Below are 12,071 nucleotides of genomic sequence, written 5' to 3' on the forward strand. Positions count from 1 at the left end.
AGAAGCTGCTTTCAAAGTTTTACGCCTGCAGAACGGAGCTGATGAGGGTTGGCGCTGGCTATTTATCGGGTAAATAACCGTCGCCAACACCGCTCTGAAGGAACGACTGTGCTCGTGACGCTTTGAAAACAGCTTCCAATGGATTATTGGCGCCTTACAAGGCCGGGTGATTCTACGGCAAAAAATTTCTAAACGTAAGTTGCCGTGCCAAGTTTGCGGGGTGATGAACCTTAGACAAAGGGCTAATATGGGCAACTGTTTCTGATTGGCGCGTTGTTGCCCATGTCCAACCAAACCATCAAGACCCCCTGCGTCGGCCTGTGCTCCACGGTCTACGGCGATCTCGTGTGCCGTGGCTGCAAGCGCTTCCACCATGAAGTGATCCAGTGGAATGGCTACAACGAGGAAGAAAAGCGCGCGGTATGGCTCAGGCTCGAGCAACTGTTGGTGCAAGTGATGGCCGGCAAACTGGAAGTGTTTGACCCGAAAATGCTGCGCTGGCAGCTGGAGCAGCGAAAAATCCGTTTTGTACCCCACCAGTCGGAATACTGCTGGGCCTACCAGTTGATCGCTCGTGGGGCACGGGTCATCACTAACCTGGAGGCCTACGGCATGGTGCTGATGCCGGAGTTTCGCGACTGGAGCCTGCCGGAGTTGCGGGATGCCATTGATCGGGAGTTCTTCATCCTCTCTGAAGCCCACTACCAGCGCTATATCGCGCCTGGCTTCCTTAAGGATGCGCTGGGTTACTGATCGGGCGCAGATCAAAATGTGAGTGCCTGCTATGGCAGCGGCTACAACGGCCGAATCCTGTAGCCGCTGTCGAGGCACGAGGCTGCGATGCGTGTCCGCAGGACCGCCCTCTGGGGCCGCTGCGCTGCCCATCGCAGCCTCATTCTTCGGCAGCGGCTACAGTTGCAGTGTTCGGCAGATCAGGCGTTGGTGGCCAACTCCTCGAGGTGATCCATCAGTTCCTGGGGCTTGAGCACCAATACATCACTTTCCAGCGCATCCAGCACCACTTCCGCAGTATTGCCGATCAATGCCCCCGAGAGCCCGGTGCGCGCCACAGTACCGATGATCGTTACCGCCGCTTGCCATTTATGCGCAGCATGGGGGATCAGCACATCCGCTGGGCCTTCTTCGATATGCAGGTGGGGGTCATCGATATCGAACTCGGCCTGGAACGCCTTGCACTGCTCGCGGTAGCGGGCTTCGATGGTTTCCTTGAGCTGAAACACCGGGTCGGCGGCCGAGAGCATCGGCGACGGGTGGGCGCTGATCACATGCAACTGGGCCTTGGCCAGACTGGCGATCTCGAAGCCATGGTCGACGATGGTGTTATGCAGCGCTTGGTGTTCACTGTCGGTGTTGCCCACGTCGATGGCCGCCAGGATGACGCCGCCGGCCCAGGGTGTGTCGGTCTTGACCAGCAACACCGGAGTCGGGCAGTAACGCATCAGCTTCCAGTCAGCCGGCGTCAGCAGGGCTTTTTTCAGCGGGCTGTCGGGGAAGTGCTGCTTGACCACCAAGCCACAGCCTTCAGCCTGCTGCACATCGATGATGGTTTCATGCAGGCTGTCATTCCAGGCCTGCTCGGTGGTGACGCTGTAGCCGTCTTCCTGCAGGCCGGACTTGAGCAGGCTCAACATCGCCGAGTGCTCATGCTTTTTGTCGCAGACCAGCAAGTGCAGGTGCGCGCCGGTCACGCCGGCGATCAGCTTGGCGCGTTTGAGGGCCAGGCTTTCCGAATGCTCGGGCTCGATAATCACCAGGATGCTGCGGATGGCTTGCATGATCGGGATCTCCGGAAAAGGGGCCTGGAACAACTATAGTTGCTACTCGCCAGACGTCATGTTGACGTGCATCAAGGCCTGTGGCTGGTGGTCTGCGGCGCGCTGGGTATAATCGGCGCCCTTCGCTGTGAACCTTTATCCGTGAGCCTCATGTTCTTGACCCTTGCTGTTGTGCCGGAAGTGACCCGATGAACCTGCCGCAAATTCATGAATTCCTCGGCTGCCGTACGCCGGATGGCTGGGTCCAGGCCGCACTGGCGGATCAGGAAACCCTGCTGATCGACCACAAGAACTGCGAATTCAAGGCCGCCAGTACTGCCTTGAGCCTGATCGCCAAGTATCACTCCCACGTTGACTTGATCAACCTGATGTCGCGTCTGGCCCGGGAAGAATTGGTGCACCACGAGCAAGTCATGCGGCTGATGAAAAAGCGCAAGATTGAGTTGCGCCAACTATCGGCCAGCCGGTACGCCTCCGGTTTGCGCAAAGTGGTGCGTAGCCATGAACCGGTCAAACTGGTGGATACCCTGGTGGTCGGCGCGTTTATCGAAGCCCGCAGTTGCGAGCGTTTCGAAGCGCTGGTGCCGCATTTGGACGAAGAACTTGGCAAGTTCTACTTCGGCCTGCTGAAAAGCGAGGCGCGGCATTTCCAGGGTTATTTGAAGCTGGCGTATCAATACGGCGACGCCAAAGACATTGCCCAGGTCATCGACCGTGTGCGAGCGGCCGAGCAGGAGTTGATCGAGTCACCGGACGTCGAGTTCCGTTTTCATAGCGGCGTGCCAGCCTGACGCGACTCCAATCCCGATCAGTGCGGTGATCCCGGCCAACAACAGGATCACCGCCTGCGTGCCCAGCGGCGCCGCCAGCAGCGCAATCAATAAGCCCGCCAAGGGTTGGGACAGATTGTTGAGCAAGGTCAGCACCCCGACGGTTTTGCCAAAGTCCCGGGCCGGGATCACCCGTTGGCGAACGCTGCGTATGTATACGTTGAACATCTTGTCGAAGCCGGTCACCAGCAAGAAGCCGAAGGCATAAGCCCACACGTTCGGGCTGATGGCGGTGATCAGTGCGCCCACCGCAATCATTGAATAAGACAAGCCACCCAGGACTCTCAACGGCAGGGTAGAGCGTGCCAGGAAAAACAGAATGGCAATGGTCACTACTGCGCCGCCGGCTTGCAGTCCTGCATAGGTATCCTTGCTCGCGGCGTATTGGCCAATGACCATGGCGGCCGAGGTGGCCAGGGTTACGCCGATGATCAGGTTGACGCCGACGGCCAGCACGATGATTTTTTTCAGCTCTGGCAGGTGGCGGATATGCCCGAAGGCGATGCGCAACGGCTGCAGCCAGATCCCCGGATGTTGTTCGAAGGTTTCCAGGTTGATGCGGGTGTTGCGTTGCCAAATGCGCATCGCAAAATCTGCCAGCAGAAACAGCCCGGCAACCCCCAGCACCACCCAATGCCAAGCCCAGACCTCCAGCATCAGTGCCGCCACCAGTGGCCCCAGCACCAGGCCGCTCTGGTCGGCGATTTGTGAGTAGGACAGGGTCTTGGCATAACTGTATTGTTTGAAAATATTCGGCAGCAGCACTTCCCGGGCCATGATTCCCTGGGTGGTCAATACACCGCAGAGTGCTGAGAGGATGACAACCCAATAGATGCCGTCAAACAAGCCGTACAGCGCCACGGCCACGACACAGGCCAGCGCTCGGTACACTTGGCTGATATGCAAGATGCGCACTGGCGGGTACTTGTCGCACAATGCCCCGCAGACCGGGAACGACAGATAGCGCGGCAGCGACTCGACAAAAAATGCCAGGCCCGCCCAGGACACGCTGTTGGTGGTTTGAAAGACGATTAACGGCACGATGAACAGTAGAATCTGGTCCGCCAGCCGGGACAGGAACAACGACACGAAGAACGCCAGATAGTCCTTGCGCATAAAACTCCCTGTAGATTGCGGACGATGTCTCGTTAAATATTGCGGACTATTTGTTAAAAACTCTTAAAAGCATGAAGCTTCGTCGAAAACCGACGCTCAATGATGGCTACATGCTCTTAACGACCCGCGCAGCCACCTATAATACGCACACTTCAATCCGCGTTCGCACACTGGGAATTTATGGAAAACTTGGGTCTTGGCAAGGTCTTGCTCGTTGAGGACGATCAGAAGCTGGCAGGGCTGATCGCGCATTTCCTTTCCCAGCATGGTTTCGAAGTGTTGGCAGTACACCGTGGTGATCTGGCGCTGGCCGCCTTTCTGGAGTTCAAGCCCAAGATTGTCGTGCTCGACCTGATGCTGCCCGGCCAGAGTGGCCTGCATGTGTGCCGCGAGATTCGCAATGTCTCCGATACGCCGATCGTGATCCTCACCGCCAAGGAAGATGACCTGGACCATATCCTGGGCCTGGAGTCCGGGGCCGATGACTATGTGATCAAGCCAATCAAGCCTCCCGTGTTGCTGGCGCGCCTGCGCGCGTTGCAGCGGCGCCAGGTGCCTGAGCCGACGGTGCGCGGTTCCCTGGAGTTCGGCCGGCTGTCCATCGACCGCAGTTGCCGGGTGGTGAGCCTGGGGGACGAGAAGATCGACCTGACCACCATGGAGTTCGAGCTGTTGTGGTTGCTGGCCAGCGCCGCCGGGAAAATCCTTTCCCGCGACGACATCCTCAACCGCATGCGCGGGATTGCCTTCGACGGGCTCAACCGCAGTGTCGACGTGTATATCAGCAAGCTGCGCGGCAAACTCAATGACAACCCTCGGGAGCCGGTATGCATCAAGACCATCTGGGGCAAGGGTTACCTGTTCAATCCATTCGCCTGGGAGGTCTAAATGTTACGGCTGTTTCTACGCCTGTATGTGATTCTGGCCCTGGGGCTGGCGGGGGCGATCTGGGCGGTGAACTTCACCTTCGACGAGCTGCTGCCTGAGGCTAACGAGACCTATAACCGCGAAGCAATGCGTGGGCCGATGTATAGCGTGGTGGAGCAACTGCGGGCGGTGCCTGACGCCGCGCGTGCTGATCGCCTGGCCGAACTGCAAACCCATTACGGGCTGCGCCTGGCGTTGATGCCGCGCGGTGCGGCGCAACTGACCGAACGTGAGCAGCAATTGTTGGCGGCCGGGCAGGTGGTGGTGCGTGGGGATTTCATGGAGTTCATTGCTGATATCGACGGTGGCCCACAGCTGCTTAATGTCAAGCTGCCGGAAGAACCCAAATGGCTGTACCTGTGGGCCTACGGCTTCCTGGGTGTGAGCCTGGCGCTGGTTCTGTATTTCTGGGTCCGTCCCCATTGGCGCGATCTGGAGCACATCCGTCTGGCGGCCCAGCGTTTTGGTGACAATGACTTGGGCTCACGGATCCTCTTGCCACGGCGCTCAACCGTGCGTGAATTGGCCGGGCACTTCAACCAGATGGCCGAGCGCATCGAAAGTCTGATCGCCAACCAGCGTGAATTGACCAACGCGGTTTCCCACGAACTGCGCACGCCCATTGCGCGTTTGTCGTTCGAGTTGGATCAGTTGAAACAACAGGCTGACCCACGGCAGAGCCGTGCACTGATCGCCGACATGTACGCGGACCTGGGCGAGCTGGAAGAAATGGTCTCGGAGCTGTTGACCTACGCCAGCCTTGAGCGTGGCGCCACGCAGGTCACCCGGGAAAATATCGAGGCCCACAGCTGGCTCGACAGCGTGATTGGCAGTGTTGCGCTGGAAGCCGAAGCGGCGGGGGTGCAGTTGCTGTTGCGCACCTGTGAAGTCGATTACATCCGCATTGAGCCGCGCTTTATGGCACGGGCGGTGATCAACCTGCTGCGCAACGCCATTCGTTATGCCGACCATCGCGTTGAGGTGTCGTTGGTGAAGTTTGGCGCGGGCTATGAAGTGCGGGTTAACGATGATGGTCCTGGCGTGCCGCTGGATGGCCGATCGAAGATCTTCGAGCCCTTCCTGCGCCTGGATGCCAGCCGTGACCGTCGCACCGGTGGCTTTGGCCTCGGGTTGGCGCTAGTGAAGCGGGTTAGCCAGTGGCATGGCGGGCAGGTTGAAGTACTGGACTCGGAGTGGGGCGGTGCGTCGTTTCGGATGACATGGGCGTATGTCGAATAAGGTGTAGCCGATGCCTCGGGAGTGGGCGGTGTCGATCACCTGTAGCCGCTGGCGCAGCCTGCGATCGGCTGCGCAGCAGTCGCCAGGTCTTGAAACCACTCAGAACGTGTAGTCAATCACCCCCATCACCGAAGTCTGCAAACGCCGCTCGACAATCGGGCTGTTGCCCGCCTCATTGGCCAGGTATTGCACATCCAGCAGGGTCGAGAAGTTGGTGTGTTCGTTGATCGGCAAACTCCACACCAGTTTCATCCCGTTACTGATCATGCCCCCCTTGGCGTCATAAGCACGGAAGCGACTTTGGGCCGCTTGGCCGGTGGTCACGCCATACCAGGTCTGCATGTAGTTGCCATCGCCAAAACGGCTGCTGAGGCTGGCGTCCAGCGAGCCGTATTGGCCCTCATACAAGTTGGTGCCGACGGTCAACTCCAGGGAGGTGAAAGCCTTGCCGCTGTCTTTGTGATCGTCCTCTTTCAGGGCGTGCTCCAGGGTTGCGCCGAGGATCACCGAGCCTAAGGTGTAGCTGCCGCTGATGCCGACCTGGGCGCGGGTCTTGATCTCACCCATGCCTTTGAGTTTGTCGGAGCCTGCGTGGGTACTGCTCTTTTTGTCCTTGCGACTGGCACTGGTGCCGACATAGGCACTGAAGCTGGCGTTGTCGCCTTCATAGCCCCAGCCCAGACCTTTGTCGGTGCTGAGGAAAATCCCCCACGGGCTGATGATCTCGCCGCCCAGCAACGGGGCGGTCACCCGCTCGTCGCTGCCGCTGTAGCGCGGGAGGTTGGCCACACCGGCCTTCAGGCTGTATTGCCAGTCTTCGGCCAATACGCTGTTGGCGCTGGTGAGCAGGCACAGCGAGGTGAGCGACAGACAGAGGTTTGTTGAACGCATGTTGGTTTTCATCCGTGGTTTAAAAGCTCAAGTTGATGTGGGGTGAATCGGTACGCTTGAAGTGGTAACCCGAGGCACTGAGGCCGTTGACCTGACGGCTCACGGTGTCGCCCAGGCCATAGCCGTTGCCAGCCAGCACTGCATGGGCGTTGTCCACGGGCAACAAGATGTAATCGGTCAACGGCTCGTCATGGAGCTGCCCGCGAATTACCAGGAAACCCTCTTCCAGGCGCACGCTGATGCCACTCAGCGGGGCATCGGGCTCATGGGTGTTGAGCACTTGATAAGTGCCGACGGTGTTGGCCCAGGCGCCGGTCAGAGGCGTCGGCTCGATCCGCTCGCCCACTGGGACGCGCTGGCCATGACTCTTGGCGATCAGTACTTGGCGTCCTTGAACGGTCACCACATCCAACTGCACCCGGCCCAATTCACCGAGGTCCTTGAGCCAGAAGCCGAGGAATTTTTTCTGGGCGCGCAGCCAGTCATGGTCGTCGCGCAGCAGTTCGAAGCGGGTGTCGGACAGCTCACCGTACAACTGGCCGTTTTCATCCTTGATGCGAAAGACGCCCCAAGCGGTGGCATAAAAGCCGGCCAGGCGCTTGCGGTCGACAGCGGCTGGGATACGCCGGTGATCCTGGCCGCCGCCGGGCTTCTGGCAGTCATCAGCACAGGCGACTTCACCGTTCTGCGCCTGGAGCATCATGCGCAGGGCGTGGGTGGCCAGGGGCGCGACCATGTCTTCGGCGTTGCTGTCGTTGGCCATGATGATCACGGCCAACTGCTGGTCGGGCAGCATCGTCAGTTGGGCGGCGAAGTCGTCACCGGCACCACTGTGCTGATACGTCCGTACGCCGGGAGCGACCGGTTCATCGCCACAGGGTGCAAGAAACCAGCCCAGGCCGATCTTGCAGTCGAAGTCCAGTACGTTACCGACGTTTTGCTGGGTGAACATTTCGTTGATGGACGCACCGTCCAACAGGCGTTTGCCTTTGTAGTTGCCCTGGGCGAACAGCATCTGCACGTAATGACTGAGGTCCTTGGGGCTGGCCCACAAACCGCTGGCCGCAAGGTCGCGGACCTGGGCATCGGTACTGGCGGTGCCGTCCTGATAGCTCTGGGACCGGTTGCTGACGTCAGTATTGGTCCCCACAAAACTTGATTGACCCATCTCCAGAGGTTTCAACAGGCTGCGCTGCAACTGGACCTCGAAGTCTTGCCCGGCACTGCGCTCGATGGCGGCACCCACCAGCGCATAACCCAGGTTGGAATAGGCCACTTGGGTGCCTGGCGGCGTGCTCAGCCAGATGCCTGAGATCCGCATTGGCATCTGGCTCATGGCGAACCCGCTGCGCAGGTCCCGCAGGTGTTCGCTGGGCAGTCCGGACTGATGGCTGAGCAGGCGACGCAGAGTGACGTCGCGGTCGGCGGCGCTCTGGTCGGCATGAAAGCGCGAGCGCACGTAGAACTCCTTGAGGGTGTCCTGGATCGGCGCATCGAGGGCCAGGCGGTTTTGCTCCACCAACTGCAAGGCGGCACTGGCTGTGATCAGCTTGGAAATCGCCCCGGCGCGGAACGCTGTATTGGGTGAAACCGGCACGCCTCGGGCCTTGTCGGCGTAGCCGAAGCCACGGGCCCAGATCAGCTCTTGGCCGTTGACCAGGGCAATGGACAGCCCTGGCACGTTATAGCGTGCCATCTCCAGGGGAATGCGGTTTTGCAGGTAGCGAATGATTGCGCCGTAGTCGCCCTTGGGAATGGGTGGGGCTGCCGGCGGCTGGGCGTGACAGCCGATGCTGCCCAGCAGACAGCCCAGCAGCGGAATACTGCGCAACGTGCGAAACATGAGGAACACCCAGGAGGTAATTTGGATGCTCGAATGCTAGGGGAGGGTTGTCCAACAATCTTTGAGAGCTTTGTCGGGAAACTGTCAAAGACTGTTAAGTGGATGAATGTGTGATGTTTCAGTTACTTGCGACGGATGTTAGATCCACTCCTCAGGGCCGTGCCTTGCAAGGTCTTTGAAAAACAGGTTTTTGGCTAATACCAGTCACTTGGGAGCGAACACTGACCCTGTGGCGAGGGGGCTTGCCCCCGTTGGACTGCGAAGCAGCCCCAAAAGGATCGCTGAGTTTTTTCAGATAGACCGAGATGGCAGGTTTTAGGGCCGCTTCGCAGCCCAACGGGGGCAAGCCCCCTCGCCACAGGGTCAGTGTTCGCCCTCCACATACGGGCGACTTTTCTAAGACCTTGAAAGGCGTACCCCTCAGGGCGACACCAATCCCAACCGCTCATGCCACTGTGCAATCGACTCCTCGGGGTACTCCTCAAACTGCTGATCCCCCGGCCGCACGGTAACCTCCACCCAAGGCGCCCTGGACCCCAGCATCAAATGCGTATGCTCCGGCGGTACCGGCAGCGGTGTGTCGATGGCCGAGGCAAATGGGTGAATCAACTCCGGCCACTCAGGGCTGAACAGCCACAACGCCGTACCGCACTGCGAGCAGAAATGCCGTTCGGCAGTGCTGGCATGAAAACCGCTGTCCCCAGGTGTTTTCATTCGCGCGTGGTAGACCGAGATCTGCTTGCGCCCACGCACTTTCAAACTGTCGGCATCACCGCCAAGGTTGATCGCATAACCGCCGCCGCCCTGGGTCTTGCGGCAGATCGAGCAGTAGCAGCGCTGATAAGGGTAGGGGTGAACACTGGTCAAGCTGAACGTGACTGCGCCGCAATGGCAGGAACCTTCGAGCAACATGGGGCTATCTCCTTGTCGGCAAGGTGGACGTCCTTCACAGGGTAGTCGCCAGCTTCTGCTTGGCAACGTTTTCCCATCGGCATGAGGGTGGTGCTGATCTATTCGGTTGACTCTATAGTTACTTCAGGGTTTATACGGGTGCTACGGGCATGTCATCCGATGCGCCAGGGTCTTGAATTCATGGAGTCATCATCATGAGCTTTTTCAAAAAAATGCTGGGCGGTCATCATGGTTCTGGCGGCCACGGTTCCAACGGTGGACACGGTTCCACTGGCGGTCGCCATGGCCAATACAACCAGGGCTTGCCACCGACGGACACTGGCGGCACCAGTTGCCCAAGTTGCCGGGTGATGAATCCCGGTAACGCACGCTTTTGTCGGCAATGTGGCACCTCGCTCGTACCCGCAGCCTGTGCTCAGTGTGGTTCGGTGATGGTGGCCGGCGCCAAGTTTTGCGCGCAATGCGGCACGGCCTCTGCCTGAGGTGAACCTCCCGGTTCCGGCATCAACGTGGCGATCAACGCGCGAATGGTGCCGGGCAAGGCTTCCAACTCGCGCACCAGGATGCTGCGTTCGCGCATCGCCCAGCTTTCGTCGAGCTTGATGGTCACCAGTTTCATGGTCCGGCTGTGCCGCACGGCGGCGGATTCGGGGATGATGCCGATGCCCACGCCAGCCTCGACCATCCGGCAGATCGCCTCGAAACTCGATACCTGAATCCGCAGTGACAAGTGCTTACCGATCCGTTCTACATGTTCGCGCAGGAAGCTCAGTAAGGTGCTGCCTTCGTGCAGGCCGATATGTTGATAGGCCAGGGTTTGTTCAAGCGTCACCGACGGCTGGTCCGCCAGGGGGTGACCCACGGGCACCATCAGCACCAGGTGATCGGTGCTGAAGTGCAGCACTTGCAAGCCGGCAGCCTCCACCGGGCCGGCGATGATGCCCATGTCGCTGGTGCCGTCGAGCACGCCGCGGACGATGTCCCGGGACAGGCGCTCTTGCAGGTCCACGGTGACGCCGGGGCGTTTGGAGAGGAAGCCGGCAAGCACTTCCGGCAGAAATTCAGTCACTGCCGTGGTGTTGGCGAAGATCCGGATATGCCCGGCCGAATCGACGCCGTATTGGGTGAACTCGCTCTTGAGGTAATCCACCTGGCGCATGATCAACCGGGCGTGGTGCAGCAGCCGCTCGCCGGCGGGGGTGATCTCCACGCCACGGCTGTCGCGGTACAGCAGACGGGTTTCCAGTTGGCCTTCCAAGGCTTTGATTCTCGCGCTGGCGGCGGCTGGCGAGAGGAAGGCGCGTTTGGCGCCCTGGGTCAGGCTCGGGGACTCGGCGATATGGATAAACAGGCGCAAGTCGGCCAGATCGAAGTGCATGGAAGGCTCCCAAAAATAACCATGATCCCCCGTAGAGACCGTCTTGAGCCTCACCGCGCACCGTAGCAGCTGTCGAGCCCCGGCAAGGCTGCGTCAGCGGGCCACCGGACACACCGCCGACGCAGCCTCGTTTCACTCGACAGCTGTTACGCGGTGGTGTGTTTGCCCGATGAGGTTCAAGGCGGTATCTACGAGAATGTGGATTCGGCGTTCAGCATAGCCGAACGCTGCTTTATTGAAATGCAAATTCTCAGAACGGCGAATGGCTTGCATGATCCGGACAGATTCCCTGCCCGAGGACATGCACCTGATGAGCGCCACAGACTGGATCGGCCGTAGCGAAACAGCCCACGACCACTTGAGCCACAACCTGCTCAAACGCATCGCCGCGACCTTGGGCGAGACGGCGCCGGCGGATGGCGAGCCCGTCCCGCCGCTGTGGCAATGGTGTTTTTTCCAGGATCCGCTGCCGGAATCTGCCCTTGGCAGCGACGGTCATCCGGCCCGTGGCGGCTTCTTGCCGCCTGCCGATAATCGCAACCGCATGTGGGCCGGTGGGCGCATCGAGTTTTTCCATGCTTTGCGCGCCGGTGAGTCCGCCAGCCGTGTTTCCACCATCACCCAGGTGGAAGAAAAAACCGGTCGCACCGGCTCGCTATTGTTTGTCACCGTGCGCCATGACTATTCCCAGGATGGCCGCCTGGCGATCCGCGAAGAACAGGACATCGTCTACCGCGAACCGACACCACCCAAGCAGGGCAGTGGCGACGTATTGCCCCAGGGCGATTGGCGCGAAGCCGTCGACCCGACTCCGACCTTGCTGTTTCGCTACAGCGCCGTGACCTTCAACGGTCACCGCATTCATTACGACTACCCCTACGTCACCGGCACCGAAGGCTATTCGGGCTTGGTGGTGCACGGCCCACTGATTGCCACCCTGAGCCTGCGGGCATTTTGCCGCGCCCATCCTGAGGCGACCTTGCGCCGCTTTGCCTATCGCGGCGTGCGGCCACTGATCGCCCCGCAGCCCTTTGACGTTGGTGGACGCATCACCGCGCCCGGTGTCGCTGAACTCTGGGCCGGCAACGCTGATGGCCTGGCCCAGCGCGCCGACATTTCTTTCGAATAGACCCATAACA

Annotated in this window: 11 protein-coding genes and 1 pseudogene; 6 read left to right on the top strand and 6 right to left on the bottom strand. The window is 59.9% G+C overall.

Annotated elements, in window-relative coordinates; all coding sequences use genetic code 11:
- Positions 1 to 282 precede the first annotated feature (282 nt).
- A complete protein-coding gene (locus HKK55_RS08700) occupies positions 283 to 753 on the top strand; it encodes a DUF1289 domain-containing protein (protein ID WP_169354274.1) in 471 nt (156 codons plus the stop codon).
- A 179-nt stretch (positions 754 to 932) separates the two neighbouring features.
- Here the strand turns inward: HKK55_RS08700 and HKK55_RS08705 are convergent, their stop codons facing one another.
- The gene (locus tag HKK55_RS08705) at positions 933 to 1,796 is read right to left on the bottom strand and encodes a universal stress protein (RefSeq protein ID WP_169354275.1); all 864 of its coding nucleotides are present in this window, start codon (positions 1,794 to 1,796) and stop codon (positions 933 to 935) included.
- A gap of 188 nt (positions 1,797 to 1,984) precedes the next feature.
- Between HKK55_RS08705 and HKK55_RS08710 the strand changes: the two genes are divergently transcribed.
- A complete protein-coding gene (locus HKK55_RS08710; protein ID WP_155585247.1) occupies positions 1,985 to 2,587 on the top strand; it encodes a tRNA-(ms[2]io[6]A)-hydroxylase in 603 nt (200 codons plus the stop codon).
- Here HKK55_RS08710 and HKK55_RS08715 read toward each other — a convergent pair.
- Positions 2,543 to 3,742 carry an MFS transporter gene (locus HKK55_RS08715; RefSeq protein ID WP_169354276.1) on the bottom strand — a complete coding sequence of 400 codons (1,200 nt, stop codon included), beginning with the start codon at positions 3,740 to 3,742 and terminating at the stop codon, positions 2,543 to 2,545. The two genes, HKK55_RS08710 and HKK55_RS08715, sit on opposite strands and share 45 nt — an antisense overlap.
- Before the next feature lie 180 nt (positions 3,743 to 3,922).
- Between HKK55_RS08715 and HKK55_RS08720 the strand changes: the two genes are divergently transcribed.
- On the top strand, positions 3,923 to 4,630 hold the full coding sequence (locus HKK55_RS08720) for a winged helix-turn-helix domain-containing protein (protein ID WP_169354277.1): 708 nt from the start codon (positions 3,923 to 3,925) through the stop codon (positions 4,628 to 4,630).
- Positions 4,631 to 5,908: an ATP-binding protein gene (locus tag HKK55_RS08725; protein WP_169354278.1), complete on the top strand. Its 1,278-nt coding sequence runs from the start codon at positions 4,631 to 4,633 to the stop codon at positions 5,906 to 5,908. It abuts the gene before it with no gap.
- 99 nt (positions 5,909 to 6,007) lie between these two features.
- Here the strand turns inward: HKK55_RS08725 and HKK55_RS08730 are convergent, their stop codons facing one another.
- The 3 genes from HKK55_RS08730 to HKK55_RS08740 form a co-directional block, all read right to left on the bottom strand.
- Complete coding sequence (locus tag HKK55_RS08730) at positions 6,008 to 6,799, bottom strand: MipA/OmpV family protein (protein ID WP_169354279.1); 792 nt, start codon at positions 6,797 to 6,799, stop codon at positions 6,008 to 6,010.
- Between the two features lie 19 nt (positions 6,800 to 6,818).
- Positions 6,819 to 8,642, bottom strand: a complete 1,824-nt coding sequence (locus HKK55_RS08735; RefSeq protein WP_169354280.1) for a serine hydrolase — start codon at positions 8,640 to 8,642, stop codon at positions 6,819 to 6,821.
- Between the two features lie 420 nt (positions 8,643 to 9,062).
- Entirely contained in the window at positions 9,063 to 9,554 is a 492-nt protein-coding gene (locus HKK55_RS08740) for a GFA family protein (RefSeq protein WP_169354281.1), read from the bottom strand.
- Between the two features lie 194 nt (positions 9,555 to 9,748).
- On the opposite strand from HKK55_RS08740, the gene HKK55_RS08745 reads away from it, so the two are divergent.
- On the top strand, positions 9,749 to 10,036 hold the full coding sequence (locus HKK55_RS08745; RefSeq protein WP_169354282.1) for a zinc ribbon domain-containing protein: 288 nt from the start codon (positions 9,749 to 9,751) through the stop codon (positions 10,034 to 10,036).
- 32 nt (positions 10,037 to 10,068) lie between these two features.
- Here HKK55_RS08745 and HKK55_RS08750 read toward each other — a convergent pair.
- Positions 10,069 to 10,932 (bottom strand): annotated as a pseudogene (locus HKK55_RS08750) (LysR family transcriptional regulator); the annotation flags it as partial.
- A gap of 310 nt (positions 10,933 to 11,242) precedes the next feature.
- Between HKK55_RS08750 and HKK55_RS08755 the strand changes: the two are divergent.
- Positions 11,243 to 12,061, top strand: coding sequence for a MaoC family dehydratase N-terminal domain-containing protein (locus tag HKK55_RS08755; RefSeq protein ID WP_169354283.1), 819 nt, complete (start codon positions 11,243 to 11,245; stop codon positions 12,059 to 12,061).
- Positions 12,062 to 12,071: the final 10 nt, after the last annotated feature.

This window comes from Pseudomonas sp. ADAK18, assembly GCF_012935695.1.
Classification (GTDB): Bacteria; Pseudomonadota; Gammaproteobacteria; order Pseudomonadales; family Pseudomonadaceae; genus Aquipseudomonas.